12 protein-coding genes are annotated in these 16,573 nt (G+C 50.8%); 7 read left to right on the top strand and 5 right to left on the bottom strand.

The window, feature by feature from the left end; genetic code table 11:
• Positions 1-774: ABC transporter ATP-binding protein (locus ACR6Z4_RS20210; protein WP_479719117.1), on the bottom strand; the 774-nt coding region annotated here is incomplete at its 3' end.
• Between the two features lie 240 nt (positions 775-1,014).
• A complete protein-coding gene (locus tag ACR6Z4_RS20205; RefSeq protein ID WP_479719116.1) occupies positions 1,015-2,277 on the bottom strand; it encodes an HlyD family secretion protein in 1,263 nt (420 codons plus the stop codon).
• Positions 2,278-2,606: 329 nt separating this feature from the next.
• On the opposite strand from ACR6Z4_RS20205, the gene ACR6Z4_RS20200 reads away from it, so the two are divergent.
• The 5 genes from ACR6Z4_RS20200 (at position 2,607) to ACR6Z4_RS20180 (ending at position 9,777) form a co-directional block, all read left to right on the top strand.
• Complete coding sequence (locus ACR6Z4_RS20200; protein WP_479719115.1) at positions 2,607-3,227, top strand: TetR/AcrR family transcriptional regulator; 621 nt, start codon at positions 2,607-2,609, stop codon at positions 3,225-3,227.
• A 239-nt stretch (positions 3,228-3,466) separates the two neighbouring features.
• The gene (dnaK, locus tag ACR6Z4_RS20195; protein WP_479719114.1) at positions 3,467-5,854 is read left to right on the top strand and encodes a molecular chaperone DnaK; all 2,388 of its coding nucleotides are present in this window, start codon (positions 3,467-3,469) and stop codon (positions 5,852-5,854) included.
• Positions 5,855-5,912: 58 nt separating this feature from the next.
• Positions 5,913-6,902, top strand: a complete 990-nt coding sequence (locus ACR6Z4_RS20190) for a DnaJ C-terminal domain-containing protein (protein ID WP_479719113.1) — start codon at positions 5,913-5,915, stop codon at positions 6,900-6,902.
• 96 nt (positions 6,903-6,998) lie between these two features.
• Positions 6,999-7,766 (top strand): hypothetical protein, encoded by a 768-nt coding sequence (locus ACR6Z4_RS20185; RefSeq protein ID WP_479719112.1) that lies wholly within the window; start codon positions 6,999-7,001, stop codon positions 7,764-7,766.
• A 52-nt stretch (positions 7,767-7,818) separates the two neighbouring features.
• Entirely contained in the window at positions 7,819-9,777 is a 1,959-nt protein-coding gene (locus tag ACR6Z4_RS20180; protein WP_479719111.1) for a GUN4 domain-containing protein, read from the top strand.
• Positions 9,778-10,000: 223 nt separating this feature from the next.
• On the opposite strand, the gene ACR6Z4_RS20175 is transcribed toward ACR6Z4_RS20180, so the two are convergent.
• Together ACR6Z4_RS20175 and ACR6Z4_RS20170 are read right to left on the bottom strand one after the other, a co-directional pair.
• Positions 10,001-10,558 carry an adenylate kinase gene (locus ACR6Z4_RS20175; RefSeq protein WP_479719110.1) on the bottom strand — a complete coding sequence of 186 codons (558 nt, stop codon included), beginning with the start codon at positions 10,556-10,558 and terminating at the stop codon, positions 10,001-10,003.
• Between the two features lie 21 nt (positions 10,559-10,579).
• Positions 10,580-11,377 carry a DNA-binding response regulator gene (locus ACR6Z4_RS20170; RefSeq protein WP_479719109.1) on the bottom strand — a complete coding sequence of 266 codons (798 nt, stop codon included), beginning with the start codon at positions 11,375-11,377 and terminating at the stop codon, positions 10,580-10,582.
• A gap of 245 nt (positions 11,378-11,622) precedes the next feature.
• Here ACR6Z4_RS20170 and ACR6Z4_RS20165 point away from each other — a divergent pair, with 245 nt between their 5' ends.
• Both ACR6Z4_RS20165 and ACR6Z4_RS20160 read left to right on the top strand, forming a co-directional pair.
• Positions 11,623-12,489, top strand: a complete 867-nt coding sequence (locus ACR6Z4_RS20165) for a M48 family metalloprotease (RefSeq protein ID WP_479719108.1) — start codon at positions 11,623-11,625, stop codon at positions 12,487-12,489.
• Positions 12,490-12,848: 359 nt separating this feature from the next.
• Complete coding sequence (locus tag ACR6Z4_RS20160; RefSeq protein ID WP_479719107.1) at positions 12,849-13,268, top strand: hypothetical protein; 420 nt, start codon at positions 12,849-12,851, stop codon at positions 13,266-13,268.
• Positions 13,269-13,415: 147 nt separating this feature from the next.
• Here ACR6Z4_RS20160 and ACR6Z4_RS20155 read toward each other — a convergent pair whose 3' ends face one another.
• A complete protein-coding gene (locus ACR6Z4_RS20155; RefSeq protein WP_479719106.1) occupies positions 13,416-16,124 on the bottom strand; it encodes a CHAT domain-containing protein in 2,709 nt (902 codons plus the stop codon).
• Positions 16,125-16,573: the final 449 nt, after the last annotated feature.

Below are 16,573 nucleotides of genomic sequence, written 5' to 3'. Positions count from 1 at the left end.
CACCGACAACAACACCTGCTCTGCTGCTTCCAACTGACTTGTCCGCACCTCCAGGCGATGTAAACCCAGACTTTGCCGCAGTTCGATCAACGTGCCGGTTTGCTGAATTTCCCCGTCATACATCAACGCAATGCGGTTGCAGCGTTCGGCTTCATCTAGATAGGGCGTGGCAACGACGATCGTCACCCCATCATTCGCCAGGGTTGCCAATACATCCCAAAATTCACGTCGCGAAACCGGATCAACCCCCGTCGTCGGTTCGTCTAGCAATAAGACATCCGGTTGCGAAACCAACGCACAGCACAACGCCAATTTTTGTTTCATACCACCCGACAGTCTTCCCGCCAGGCGATCGCCAAACTGATCTAAATTCATTAACCGCAGATAGCGATCGCGCCGTTGTTTAAACCGTTCCGCTGGCACTTCTCGCAAGCCCGCACTGTAGCGCAGATTTTCATCAATACTCAAATCCAGATATAGAGAAAACTGCTGAGTGAGATAGCCAATTCCCAACCTCGCATCACGGGGCGATCGCCCCAACACCTGAACAGTTCCAGCACTTGCCTGCATCACCCCCGCCAGAATTTGAAACGTGCTGGTTTTACCGGCACCGTCGGGGCCAATCAGCCCAAAAATTTCACCCCGATTCACCTGAAAATGAATGCCCCGCACTGCCAGCGTCTTGCCGTAGCGCTTCTCTAACCCCTGTACCTGAATCATCAGAGAAGAGGGGTGAGCGGCAGACTCTAGCTCAGAACGTTGCAGATAGGTCATGGCACATCAGGCGTGAGGGGAGCAGGGAGAGACAGTGAAACGGGAGAGCCGCGATCGGGCGCGTTTATTGGCGTAGAAGCCGATCGCTGTCCCAATTGGAATGGGATCGGCAGGGATATGGAGACGCCATGAACCCCATTCGTTGATCAGAATTCTTTGATCAGAGGGCGATCGCAAGCAATCTTTCAATCCAGGTCGAGGTATGAAGGCGCGGTGGATTGCGCGTTCCGGGGATCCCTGTTAATTGGGATCCGTTTGATCATCCAACACAATCTCGGCATCGGCTGGCATCCCCGGTTTGGCATAGCCTGCCGGGTCATCAAGCTGGATGCGAATGCCAACCACCTGTTGCACGCGATCGTCACGGAAGTAAATATTTTCCGGGGTAAACGATGCCTGGGCATCGACAGCAGCTACCTGTCCTGTAAACGGGCGATCGGGATTGGAATCGAGAAAAACCTGGGCAGCTTGCCCCACCCGCACATGACCGATTTCACCTTCTGGAATAAAGCCGCGTAGATAAACCGTGTTCAAATTCACCAGGGTGAGTAACGTTTTGCCGGTGGTAACAACGGTACCCGGTTCGACACTGCGAACGGTAACCACACCATCAATCGGGCTATTAATCGTCAGATCGTCTAGCTGTGCCTGAATGCGATCGCGATTGGCTTCAGCATTGGCAACATCTGCCTGGGCAGCAGCGAGTTGAGTTCTGGCTTGTTGCAGTTGAGTGTTCAGGCGGTTGATCTGGGCGAGGCGAATATCTGGATTCCAATCGGTGGAGCGAGATTGGGCTAAGCCCCCTTGAAAGGCGTTTACCTGTCGCTGAGCCGCTTCGACCGCCGCTTCCTGGCTGCGTAGGGTTGCCTGTGCCGTTTCAAACGTTGTCACTGCCTGATCTGCTTGCAGTTGGGTGACTGCGCCATCACGTGCCAACTGCGCATAGCGATCGCGATTGAGCTGTGCCAACCGCAGTTCAGATTGTGCCTGCACCACCTGAGCTTCTGCCTGTCGTAACTGGGCGATCGCTGATGCCACCTGAGCTTCTGACTGAGACACCCGACCCTGGCTATCTTGCTGAGACTGTTGCAGATTCAATTGTGCTTCCGCAATCTGACTCTCAATCACAGAAATTTGTAAGCGGGCATCGGTAGCTTGCTGACGCGCCGCATTCACAGCGGCGATCGCCCCCTGGATTTGCGCTTTTAGCTCCGCATCATCCAATTTCGCCAGCAATTGCCCTGATTTGACCGTCTCTCCTTCTCGGACGGTAATTTCTTCAACCCGACCCGCCACTTTGGTGCCAATGTCGGTCTCATAGCCTTCAATCCGACCACTCAATTCTAAATGGTCGGTTTCGGGACGAGAGAGCCAGTACCAGGCAGCCACGCCCACACCCGCCAGGAGTAATGCTATGGGGATCAAGATACGGGGGTTAGCCCGTTTTTTGGGCGGTAATGCCACCTCAGTTTGTGGCGAGGGTTCCGACAACGATTGGGTCATAAGCAGTAACCCCGATTTTCATCCAGTAATTTAGGTATTGCTGAATATTGGGATGAATGTGACCGTGAAACCAACGATTTCACATTCGTTCCCGACATCAGCACCCCATTAATTTGTAACGGTCGCAAATATTAGCCTGATCAAACTGGACGGTCTAGTATGAATCATACTAGGCTGTTCATTACAAACGAGCAAGCGTCTTACGCAAGTTTTTATGACATTGCTTAATTCAGATATGACACTTGGTGTGAATGCCTCGCAAAGCGAGGCACTCACACCAAGTGTCATACCCCAAATCAGCAACGCCGTTTTTATTTTTACAATGGAGCATGATCAAGCCTGTAGACGATTCAGCCAATCCAGAGGTGGGTCACGTCGAAAAACGAGATCAAATTTTGCAGGGGGCACTGGCAGTTTTTCTCAGTCGGGGATATGCCGAGACCAGTATGGATCGGGTGGCAGCGGCGGCAAAAGTTTCAAAACAGACGATCTACAGCCACTTTCAAGATAAAGAGGGGTTATTTACAGCGTTAATTGGGCGCGTCACGATCGAACGCATCAAACTGGAGTTTGGGACGGAAGTCCTGGAAGGAGAACCCGATATTGTCTTACGGCGTTTAGCGCATGCCTACTTCAATAAAATGACCAATGAAGACTATCTGGCGCTGTTTCGCATTATTATTGCTGAATCGAATCGCTTCCCTGACCTTGCCCAACTCTATTGCCGCACTGTTATTCAAAAATCTCAACTAGTACTATCCCGGTATTTCAAATCTCGCCCAGAGCTAGATCTACCCGACCCAGAAGCAGCTGCCCGAATTTTTATGGGATCTCTGGTATCCTTTTTTCTTGCTCAAGATGTTTTACATGGCAACGATGTCATTCCCATGGAACGCGATCGCTTGATTGAGAGCCTGGTGACTTTATTTTTAAACCGGGCATCTCGTTAACAGGCGTTGTTGGTTTTAGGTATGAATTTGAATGGGAAACCGAAGGTTTCCCATTCAAATTCATACCAGGATTCAACAATACCCGTTAACAAAAGCGGTTCCGGGAGCGGCATAACCGACCCTGAAAAATTTTGACGGTTATCTCACCTACTGAGCATTCTCGGTAGCAAGATACAATATGTTAGACAAATGTTCGCAACAATCTGTAAGACACTGTAAAACACGGAGCATCGCAACGCATGGGAAGAGTCGTTGGCATTGATTTGGGGACAACCAACTCAGTGGTTGCCGTCATGGAAGGCGGCAAACCTGTGGTGATTGCCAACTCAGAAGGGATGCGGACGACGCCCTCGGTCGTAGGGTTTAGCAAAGAAGGCGAACAACTGGTTGGGCAAATGGCACGACGGCAGTCGGTGCTCAACCCGCAAAACACTTACTTTGGCGTCAAGCGCTACATCGGTCGCCGCTATGCCGAGCTGAACCCGGAGTCGAAACGGGTTCCCTATACGATTCGTAAAGACGAGAATGGCAACATTAAAATTAAGTGCCCTCGCGTGCAGCGGGAGTTTGCCCCCGAAGAAATTTCGGCAATGATCTTGCGGAAGCTGGCAGACGAAGCCAACCGTTACCTGGGCGAGCCGGTCACAGGGGCAGTGATTACCGTTCCGGCTTATTTCAACGACTCGCAACGGCAAGCCACCCGTGATGCCGGACGGATTGCAGGGCTGGAAGTGCTGCGCATTTTAAATGAACCGACAGCGGCATCGCTGGCATACGGACTCGATCGCTCAGACAATCAAACCATCCTGGTGTTTGACCTGGGTGGTGGCACGTTTGACGTGTCGATTTTGGATGTGGGCGATGGCGTCTTTGAAGTGCGGGCGACCGCCGGGGATACCCAATTGGGCGGTACCGATTTTGACAAAAAAATTGTCGATTGGTTAGCCGATCAGTTTTTAGAACAGGAAGGAATTGATCTGCGGCGCGATCGCCAATCATTACAACGGTTGATGGAAGCCGCCGAGAAAGCCAAGATCGAGCTATCGGGCGTCAGCGTCACAGAGATTAACCTGCCCTTTATTGCGGCGACGGAAGATGGACCCAAGCATTTAGAAACGCGGTTGACGCGATCGCAGTTTGAAGGGTTGTGTGGCGATTTAATTGCTCGTCTGCGGGGGCCTGTCAAGCAAGCCCTGAGTGATGCCCAGCTCAACCCTGCTCGTATCGATGAAGTGGTGCTGGTGGGCGGTTCTACCCGGATGCCCATGGTTAAGCAACTGGTGCGATCGCTGATCGATCTGGAACCCAACGAAAATGTTAACCCCGACGAAGTGGTGGCTGTCGGTGCAGCAATTCAAGCGGGAATTCTGACTCAGGAAGTGCGCGATATTTTGCTGCTGGATGTGTCGCCCTTATCTCTGGGGCTAGAGACGATCGGCGGCTTGATGAAAAAATTGATCCCGCGCAACACCACGATCCCCGTACGTCGATCTGATGTGTTTTCGACTGCCGAAAATAACCAAACCCTGGTCGAAATTCATATCGTTCAGGGCGAACGGGAAATGGCGGTTGATAACAAGTCCCTAGGTCGCTTCAAACTGATGGGCATTCCTCCGGCTCCGCGTGGGGTACCTCAGGTGCTGGTGTCGTTTGATATTGATGCCAACGGCATCTTGCAAGTGACCGCAGTCGATAAAACCACCGGACGTGAGCAAGGCATCACCATTCAGGGTGCCTCGACGCTGAGTGAATCGGAAGTGCAGCGGATGATCCTGGATGCAGAACGGTTTGCCGATCAAGATCGCTCCCGACGGGAGCGGGTAGAGAAAAAAACACGGGCAGAAGCGTTGACCTTCCAGGCAGAACGGTTGCTGCGCGAAGTGGCGCTGGATTTTGGCATGCAGTTTGCCAGTGGGCATCGTCGCCGCATCGAAAATTTGATCAAAGATTTGCGCAACTGTCTGCAACAAGGTGATGAGCGGGGTATCGACATCGCTCAGGCGGGGTTGCAAGACGCGATTTATGAACTCAACCGGGAAGTGTATCAGTTCGATAAGGAAGAAGAGCAAGAAGGGGGATTTCTCGGATCGATCAAACGCACCCTGTTTGGCGATGATGATGACCTGGATTATTGGGATAGCCGCGATCGCCCGGACCCGTGGGATACTCGCCGCGACTCCTGGGATACCCGCCGCGAACCGCCGCGTGATAGCTGGGATCGGCAAGAGTCGTGGAATCGTCAGCCACCGCGCGACTCCTGGGATCGGCAACCTCCCCGTGACGATCGCTGGGAACCGCGTGATCTGCCCAGAGAGCCGATGCGCAATGACCCCAATCGCCAGCCCGTCCGCAATCAATGGGACGATCGCCCAGCTGTCCGCAATCCTAAAGACGATCGCGATCGCCAACCCCCGAATGATTGGGAAAATCGCGATCGCCCTGCACCCCGCGATCGCCCTGCACCCCGCGATCAATGGGATGACCGCGACCCACGCAACAGCCGAACCTCGGTGAACGACCGCGATCGCTATGGATCGTCATCTCAACCCGGTCGTCGTCCTGCCTATAACAACGACCCCAATCGCTATGACGATGAAGACTGGGGAGATGAGGATGAGTGGTTGTAACGTATCCAACTCCACCTTTAACTCTCAGGAATTGACCATCGCCTGTCGTTGACTACCCATGCAAAACTTCCGCAATTATTATCAAATTCTGGGTGTTCCCAGAGATTCAACCGCTGAAGACATTAAGCGCTCTTACCGAAAACTGGCACGGCAGTATCATCCCGACCTGAATCCGGGTGATAAAGCTGCGGAAGAAAAATTTAAAGATATTGGCGAAGCCTACGAAATTCTCTCGGATACGACCAAGCGATCGCAATACGACAAATTTAGCCAGTACTGGAACAAAGGTGCCTTTCAGGGTGGATCGACGCCGCGTGCCAAAAATTGGGGGACGCGTTCCGGGGGTCGAGTGCCTCTGGATGAAGCTGACTTTAGCCAGTTTTCTGACTTCAATACCTTTGTCGATCAACTGCTCAACCGTCGTGCGGAAGCCGCCACCACGACCACGACGCGCACGGCTACTGCTGCTGATGTGGCGGCTCGTGATCCCTATCGACCCGGAACCAGCAAAACTGCCTATACCGTCACTCGTCCGGGACCCCGCAATGCCGAAGCACGGCTGACCGTGCCGCTCGATAAGGCATATCTGGGCGGGCGCGAACGCATTCGCCTGGAAGACGGGCGATCGCTTGAAGTCAATATGCCACCCGCCATGGTATCAGGGCAAAAAATTCGGTTGCGCGGTCAAGGCGTCTCCGGTGGCGACTTGTATCTGAATATTGACGTAGCACCCCATGCCTTTTTCAAACTAGAGGGGTCGGATATCTATTGTGTAGTGCCGATTACCCCCAGTGAAGCGGTGCTAGGAGGGGCGATCGAAGTGCCCACGTTGGATGGTTTAGTGAAAATGATGATCCCCTCTGGGGTGCGTCCCGGTCAAAAATTGCGGCTGGGCGGCAAAGGCTACCCGATCGACGGACGACGCGGCGACCAGATCGTGGAATTGCAAATCATCATGCCCAAAGAGCTAACGCCCCAAGAACGCGACCTCTACGAAAAATTGCGTCAGGTAGAATCCTTTAATCCTCGGGCTGATTTGCCCGTGTGATGAGCCTGGAGGCACCGAGAAAATTTCGTCTTGATTGCGATCGCAAGGCTAGAATCTTAGAACCTGTTTTCCGTCCAGCAGGTTTGCTCAGTGCTTATGTCGCAGCCATCCGTCCCACCACCGCAACCTGGCTACACCCCCATTACTCTCGAAGATGTCCGAAAACTACTGGATTCCAAGTTGATCAATACTGGAATACCTGGAGTCTTAGCGGGTATCTCAATTAGTAAAGCGTTTGCAGGACAATGGTTTAACGCTGGACAATTTTTGTTAGTAGCGGCTGGTGTGTGGTTTGGCATTAAGGTGGTTAGCAGATTAGCGCCAAAAGTCGATCGCATGGTCGAACACACACTGGATGGCACCGAAGCCCAGATCAACCGAACCCTTAGCCAGTTTTCTCAATTTCAACAACGCTATCTCGAAGCGCTCAAAACCCACTGCTATAACCTCAAAGTCGAAGGGTTTAAGGGATATTTACCCCGGTTGGCACTCGAAGAAGTCTATGTACCCTTGCGATTGGATGCTGATCCAGGGAAATCCATTCATCGTCATCTTGTCAAAGACATTTGGGATTTATTGCCCAAAGTCAGCCATGCTCCAGCATCATTTCCCTATCGGCTGATTGCTATCATCGCCAGCCCTGGATATGGCAAAACCACGCTGTCTCGATATCTCAGCCTCAGCTATGCTAACCAGACCTATCAAACCCAAAATGCGCGGGAATTGATTCCCGTGCTGTTGCTGTTTCGAGAGTTTCACGCCCAGATTCAAACCATCACCACGCCCTCTCTGCCCGATTTGATCGTAGCAAATCCAGCAACTTCCTCGTTGCCAGGAACTTCGCAGTTCTACTGCCTGGTTTAAAAAACGGCTCGAACAAGGGGAGTGTCTGGTAATTTTCGATGGATTAGATGAAGTGCCCGATTCTCGGCGAGAGTTAGTCAGCCGTTGGGCAAACTGGCAACTGCAAAACTATGCCAGTCAATTTATCCTTACCTCCAGACCGCACGGCTATGACAGTAGCTTGTTTGAAGGGGTACAACGGGTTGAGATTCAGGACTTCAACAATGACGAAAAAGAAGACTTCATCAACAAGTGGTATCGCTTCATCACTTGGGAACTGACCTGGAAACCCAACTGGGACGAAAGTCAGCAGAAACCTCCTGCACAACGCCTGTCTCAAGAGCAAGCTGAAGCCCAGAGCCAAGCCGATGCCCAAAAAGCAGCAGAAGACTTGCGCCGCCAACTATTTGCTAACCGATCGCTCAGTGATCTGGCAAAAAATCCGTTGCTGATCACCATTATTGCTGCCACCCATGAAGCCTATGAATCGTTGCCAACTCGTCGGGTCACGCTCTATCAGAAAATTTTTGCGCTGTTGCTAGAAGATCGACCCAATCGCCGCGAAACTCGCCTGACGCTAACCAGTGCCGAAGATAACCAATCTGTCTTGCAAGCGTTAGCGTTGAACTTGGTTGAGCAAAATCAAACGCAATTTACCCCACAACATGCAACCGATTGGATGCAAAAACGACTGACCGAAAAAACATCCGCCGACCAACCCCTCTCTTGCCAGCGCTTTTTACGAGAAATCCAGACCACTGCCGGATTGCTGGCAGGTGGTGAAAGCGGGTTGTATGAATTTACCCACAAGACCTTTCAAGAATATCTGGCAGCGGCTGAACTGAAGCAGACAGGACGCGACAGGGTGGTGCGGCAACACTTGCGAGACCCCAACTGGGAAGAAGTGATCTGTTTTTATGCTGCCATGAGCGATGCTGCCAAACTAATTAATGCGATTTTAGACAATTTGGATTCCTATAGATCCGACGAAAAAGTATATGTATTGAAACTGGCAAACCGCTGTAAACATGAAAGTCAAAATCTAGACTCAAAAACTCTCGATCGGCTAGAATCATTGATCTTAAATGCTTCTAAAGCTGATTTCAGATTAGGATCATACTCAAAATCAATGATAGTCTCAAACGTATCTGATATTGATATTTCTGAAATACTTGATATGTTTCTGGTGCAAAAGCTTCGTTATACCATTGCTCTAAGCGAGCATAGTGCTATCACCGAAAGCTATATTACTTGCGGCGAATATCAAAAATTTCTTGAAGATCAGCAGAATGGACAGTTTCATTCAACAGCCCAATTGATTGAGTTTTCACCCGAACAACTGAATCAACCTGTTACCAGGATTACTTGGGAAGATGCAGTCTGGTTTTGTGCCTGGTTAGCCACCCAAACCCAGATCACTTCAGAAGAAAAGGTCTACTATTATCGATTGCCAACTCCGACAGAAATCACATCTGTAGGGGCGCAGAGCCCTGCGCCCCTACGCCCTTGGACAACCGACCCTCAAATCCCTGGTAATGCTCTATGGGTCGTGCGCCAGCAAATTCCTGATCGCTATCGAGCTTTGCTCAACTATCTGGCAGGTGGTCGCTGGAAAGAAGCCGATCAAGAAACCTCTGACCAGATGTTAAAAATTATCGGCAAAAAAAATTGGTGGAATGTTGAGAGAGAGGATCTGCTGAAGTTCCCCTGTGAGGATTTGCGCACCCTCGATCGCCTGTGGCTGACCTATAGCAACAGTAAATGGGGCTTTAGTGTGCAAAAAAGAATCTGGGAAGAGTGCGGCAGCCCGATGGATCACAATAGCGATTGGGAAAAGTTTGGCGATCGCGTCGGCTGGCGCAAGGCAGGAAACTGGTTGCATTGCGACAAACTAACTTTTGATATCGTAATCTCTCCTCGTGGAGAATTTCCTTTGATAATGTTGTATAGGGGGGTTGGGTTGGTGGTAGGTAGCGTTGTAGTCTCTTTTCTCTTGCAAAGACTTGTAGACTGTAGCACGCAACAGTCTTAGGCATTTTTAAAGTTTGTAAACACGCTGCTTTTACATGATTTTTCTTATGTTCAGCAATTTGATACCTGGCACCACCCCAAGATCCCCAGCATCTCTAAGATGCTGGGGATCTAAATCCCTTCACAATGGCTCAAACTTGAGACAAGCAATTTGGGGGTCATAGCAATTTGCCAGCACAAATTTCTTTAACCTGCGATCGCCCTCCAACCTCCTCGCTATCCGCTCAACGCGATCGCCCGATCGCCTGTTGAATGTCGGCTTGCACCTGTTCTAACGGCTGGTCGCCATTGACGCGCAATAACCGCTGACGACGCTCGTAATAGTCCAGCATCGGAATCGTTTGTTCATGCAATGCCCGAATGCGACGTTGCACTGCATCTGCCTGATCATCCACCCGTGAACGATTGAGCGATCGCTCTACTAATATTGCTTCTGGCACATCCAGCCAGATTGCCCAACTTAGCTTTTGGGTCAAATCATCTAACAAAAAGTCTAGTTCTTCCGCTTGAAATGCCGTGCGAGGATACCCATCTAACAACCAACCCGATTGCACATCCGATTGCTGAAGCCGATTGCGAATAAACTCGATGATGATTTCATCGGGGGCGAGTTCTCCTTTTTCGACATAAACCTGCACCTGTCGCCCCAGTTCGGTGTCCTGAGCGATCGCCTCTAGCAAAATATCTCCCGTCGAAATTCTGGCAATCTCCAGATCTGTACATAACTGTTGTGATTGCGTACTTTTACCCGCTCCAGGTCCACCCAGCATGATCAATCTCATTCGTCCCACTCCAGAGCAAAATCATTCATAATCATCCAAAAATAAATCCCCTAGCGGATCGTCTCCCAGTGCCGTGAGAAAGTCAAAATTGCCCTCGCCTACCGATTTTCGTAAGGTCGCAATAATTTTATCTTGATCATCATAGGGACCACAGAAATAAAACGGTTTGCCGTTGCGTCCAAACGTGAGGCGTTCAAATTCGCTGTCGTCTCCCAGATGCGCTCTGGCTTGGGCAAAATCGGGGTCGGGCTTAAACCCAAGACGGTCGGCATACTCGACTGCCCCTAAAACAATGGCTCTTGCCTGATCTAACGAGATCGGTTGATAACCCTCCGGAAAGCCGGAATACGCATGTTGGAGAAAGTCGCTATAGCGATCGCCATTCAATTGCCGGGGTGGAATACAACTCTTGACCCCCAAACACCAATAGTCTACTAAATAGCTAGCGGAAAGAAATCGATTAAATCCGGTAGAACGGGTAACAATCACTAACCCCAACCCCGAACCAAACTGGTCGGTTTCACTATCAGACTCGGCGTTGTCATCGGTCGTCTGGGTGCTGTTTGTAGACGTGGTTTGATATTCAGGGGCGATCGCGTCTTCCCCTAGTAAGGTACGAACACAGGCGATATCTGCCAAACATTCCGACAGAGGAGGCAACGTGCCAGAATTTTGGGCTGCCAGAGTAGCCTCAGCGGCATGATGTTTGATCACTCCGGCAACGTCTGAAACGCGCAATCCCATCTTTCTGGCGATTTGTTTGGGCGTTAAATTGCGGGCACGAAGGTCGATGATTTCCTGTATTTGTTGGGGTTGCATACGGCTATTTTGCCAAGAACAGCTACTCGCATATTAAACGTAAGCTGATCGTCCCTGAATCTTGCTTAGGGGAATCTTAATAAGGATCAGCCAATTAACCGATCTAATTTAATCCACGATCCTGAGGTCGATAAATCCGTACCTGAGCATTAGGGTTTTCTGACGTGCTTTCTCAAGGGGAACTCGTAATAATGAAAGAAAAATGAAATGCTTTACGGGCATTGAACCCAAAGGAGATGTGGGGTATGAATCAATTTAAAACGGTTGCTTTATTAGGGCTGTTGAGTGCGCTGTTGATCAGCATCAGCTATTGGCTGATTGGGGGTGCCACGGGTGCGCTGATGGGAGTAGGTCTGGCAGCTGTGATGAATCTGGGGTCCTGGTACTTTTCCGATGCGATCGCCCTGACTGCCTATGGTGCTCAACCCGTTACACCCAGTCAGGCTCCCGGACTGCATCGCATGGTACAACGATTGAGCGATCGCGCCCAATTACCAATGCCTGCGGTTTACATCATGCCTACGCCTGCGGCTAATGCCTTTGCCACAGGGCGTGACCCGGAGCACGCGGCTGTTGCTGTAACCCAGGGCATCATCAATCTGTTGCCTGAAGATGAACTGGAAGCCGTGATTGCCCACGAACTCAGCCACATTTATAACCGCGATACCCTGACCCAAGCGGTCGCAGCAACAATTGCTGGAGCCATCTCTTTCCTGGCACAAATCGTCAGCTATAGTTTGTGGTTCGGCGGATCGTCTCGCGATGAAAATGGTGCGAATCCATTGGGTTTATTACTCACGATTTTCCTGGCTCCCGTCGCCGCAACGGTGATTCAGTTGGGCATTTCTCGGACTCGTGAATTTGAGGCAGATGCAGGCTCCGCGCGGTTGACTGGAAATCCTCGGGCGTTAGCCAGAGCTTTACAACGTCTGGAAGCCAGTGCTAAACAACTGCCGTTAGCCGGAAATCCAGCATTCGAACCGTTACTGATTACGAACGCTTTGCCTAAAACCTTATTCAGCAACTTATTTTCGACCCATCCTGCCACAGAAGAGCGGGTGCAAAATTTACTCAAACTAGAGCAAACCTTACGTGAATCTGTGGCTAGATAGTCCTTTATATAGCAATCCTAAATCAGTTGTGAAAGCGCCCGCCCGAAGGGCGGGCGCTTTCACAACTGATCAGGTTCACAAATCAAATAGGATCGCTATAGCAGTCGAGGGGTTGATGAGGACAAAGGCTGTGTGAGAACCCGCGCGGGTTCTCACACAACCTCCTGATTTAACCGTCTCGACGGTTACTATCAGCAGAAAAATCCACCTCTTTAGATAGGTTCTAAACGCATAGGGTCATCAAACCTCTTCCTGGATTAACCATGGAGAAAACCGAAGGTTAGAATTATGATACGTAGCGATCGCCACGATGGCACATCTGATGTAGCTTAAACACCAGGGGCGTTGAGGGATAAACCATGGATGAGCAGAGCAATAGCCGATATCGCCAAAAAAAGACTCATCCAGGGGTCAAATTCTACACCGACCAACTGATCGATCAGCTGCAACGGCTTAAGACGCACCCACTGCTACAACTCATTCGCCATCGACCTCGGCTTATGTTGACCAGTGCCTGGGTTGCCATGGTTCTGGTGGGTGGCATTGCTACATTCAGTTTGGTGAGTTTAGGACCCGATCGCCAGGCAAAACTGGCTGAAGCCGAACGGATTGCACCGCCAGTTGCCATTGCCAAAGGGCATGATTCTAATCCAGCCTGGTCGCTGGGTGCGATCGCCATTGGCTGTGCCCTGGGTTCGTCTATGATTTCCCATCGCATCAAACAATCTAATACGCCCCGTCGGTTAGTCAAGCGATCGCAAGTTTTTCCCAATCCTTAACCTGCAACTTTCTACGCGGAGTGCCGGGGGCGTTGCCCCCGGCACTCCGCTTTCAATTTGGCGCATACAGTTCAATGTATTTTGAAAGCCGCGCGGAGCGCGGCTTTCAAAATACATTTGGCAAGCATCAATGGTTCAAATCAGTGCTTACTGCGTCACTTCCATCAATACACGCCACTGATCAATGGTTGATTCTGTCCAAATCCAATCACCTGCATCACGACTCGTACTCAGCGCTTGTGGGGCAAATCGGGTTGCCTGACTCGACAACACCACCTGCTGAATATTACCTGCCAACGGCAGATAAGTAGGATTGTCTAACGCTAATTGCGCTAAGGCGATCGAAATTCCGGCGTAGGCATTGGCGATCGCTGGATTTGGTAATTGAGCAGCCAGGGGACATTGAATGGTGCCAATCTCATTAGCAATCGGGGCAGAGGTCGCACCATCTCCAGCGGCTAAGCCTACAGCTGTACACCAGGTTTCCAGTGCCAGTTGAGTTTCTCCGGCAGCATAGTAAGCAAACCCCAGAGCAGTTTGATAGTCAATCGATTGGGGGTCTGCTTTGACCGCAGATGCCCAATAGCGACGAACATCAGATAACCCATAATCTGGATTTTGCCGTTTGATAAATTCCCAGCCCAACCGACCATACAAAAAGCTAATCGGGGCTTTGTCGAGTTGGGCTTGAGGAACCCCCAGCAACACCGTTTTGGCTTCTTGCAAAGCACCCCGATCGAGTAGTTCAGTCACCGCTTGTTCACCCTTAGTCAACTCATTGCGGCTAAATTGCAACACGGCAAATTGCGTTAAAACTCCCGTATCGGCTTTTTGAAAATCTTGTGCCGTGTTCAGATCATTGAGATTTGCCGTCGTCCCAGGAGATGGCGAGACCCCGGTGGTGGGGCGTCCGTCTCCAGAGCCAGTTTGCCAAAACCGCAAACCAGGAATCAACAAAACGCTTAAGGCGATCGCTGTGATTCCGGCGCTGACTAACGCTGCCACCACCACAGGAGAACCCTTTCGCCACCGCCGCCGGGATGGTTTAGGCGGTTCTTCCGTGACTCGGGCTTGCCCGTAAGGATTGGCGTTAAACGCATGGATCGAACCATCTCCGTGGGTAGAAACTGCCAGACTGCCGCCCATCTCGTCATCAGAGAGTCGGGTTAGCGAACTGCGATTGGCAGGTGTCAACTGCCCCATATCCGCTGGTTGCCGATAGCGTGGGTCTTCGGGCAATTCTTCATAGAGCGACAGGATCAGATCGTCGGTATCGGGCAATAAGTTCTCATTATTATCTGCCGCAATCAACGGTTCGATCTCAGGTTGCGATCGCGAGAGTTGTTGAATTAAAGAAGCTAACTCTGACGCATCTTCCTCGTAGCTGAGTTCGTCGTCTAATCCCAATTTATTCGGATTGATGTAGTCTTCAACCAGATCACCCAAATCATCGTCGGCTAATACGGCATTGGAAATCATATCCAATTCAGGATCGATCTCTGATGCGGTCAGACGGTTGGTATTAGTGGGTTTTAAATCGGTTGCTAAGCGGTTGGCAGCAGCTTGGGCTGTGGGCGATGATAACAGCAGCCGATCGGCAGGATTATCTACAGAGCGATCGCCCGCAGTAAGGTAACCATCAAAGGTTTGCGACAGATAGAGCACGGGCAATGCCCAATACAATTGCTCAGATCCATAGGATGAAATCAACCCCTGGCGTGCCCGACTCAGGCTCAGATCAATCGGGTAGCCCTGTTTGAGGTTGCGATAAAACAAACGGCTGAGATTCAACGCCACTTGATCGGGAATATTTTCTGCCATTGCCAAAACGGCTGGAATTCCTCGACTGACCAGCGCTTCGGCTAAATTTCGTCCCTTTTGATGAGCCGCATCGGTGGCAGTATAGGTTCCCTGACACGAGTTAAACACTGCCATTTGAATGCCATTATTCACCAGCAAACCTGCCAGGTCTTCACCACTCAGGGTTTCTGTTAATCCAGTGCGCTCATTGACCAGATATAGACTGCCGCCGACTTCCGATAAATTGCTATGGCCGGCATAGTGAAACACCTGAAAATGACCTTGCTCCAGTGCCTGGGTGAGTTGCTCTCGCCCCGGTTGCTCTAAAATGACCAATTCAATTTCAGCATGAGTCCCCGTGCCATTCATCGAAGCTCGGTGATGCGCTGCCAATTCTTGCTGAAGCTGTCTTGCTTCTTGTTGTAAATTGAGTCGGACTTGGTCAGACGGAGTGGCGATCGCCATCAATAGCCGTAGCGGTTGACCGGGCTGCAATAGGGTTGGCAATATGGCTCCAGCTCGTAGCCCCATATCTGCCTGATAGCGCGAAAAAATAATATCGGTGCCTGCCGCCAACGGTCGCGAAACACTGCTTCCAGCATAGGGCTGACCCAATTTACTGATAGACGCTTCAAAGCTATGCATCACTTCCCAGGGCAAACGGGGTAAATCCAGCCCCTTTAAACCCAATCGCAGACGCAACACTTCACCGCGATTTTGGGCAATGCCTTGAGCCATCACCCAGCTATCGCGCAGCGTTTTTTGGAACAGCGTGCTATACAGATATTGCCCAAACTCTCTCAGGTCTTTGGGCAACACTTGCCCATGACCCGGCGACACAGTGCCAGTCAACGGCACCCCATTACTATCGCCATTGCCCTGTAACAAGCCCAGCAACGGATCGCTCATGAGACGGCGTGCCTGCACCAGCCAATCTTTTACAGGGAAAGAAATCTGTTCTTCTGCCAATGGCACACCCTGCGTGACCCGCTCAGTCCGCACCAGATACGAATCATTCCCCACCGGGGTCAACGAAATGTGAAACTCTTGGGTCACGTTTCGCTCATCTCCTCAATATTCCAAGTCCCGGCTTTTCAGCACCTCTTAGAGTCTAGCCGGAGAGTTGATTGTTCGTGCCCTTTGGACACAAACAATCAACTCTTCTTATTACTTTTCGGTTAGATGCTTAATACCAATTTCAAACGAGTCATAGCTAAATCCGGTTAGTTCTAGCCCGCAACACAGTTTCAGACTAAGATGCGCAGTTCGCAAAACCAAGGGGTTTATACCAATTGAATTAAGAGCACGACAGATTTCTGCACGGGCTTGGCAGTGCCAAGCCCCTCCTGAACTTCCAGGTGCCCAACAATTCGTTTAAATCGGTATGACAAACCACACCAAACCGTTTGCTCTTAATTTTCATCATGGCAACGGAAGCACCCTTTCGTTGCTTGGGGTGTGCAACTTTTTCAAGTGCGCATACGTCGGCACATGGGCTTTCTTAA

This window comes from Calyptranema fuscum S582 (genome assembly GCF_055793305.1).
This window is presented reverse-complemented; position numbering and strand designations above follow the sequence as displayed.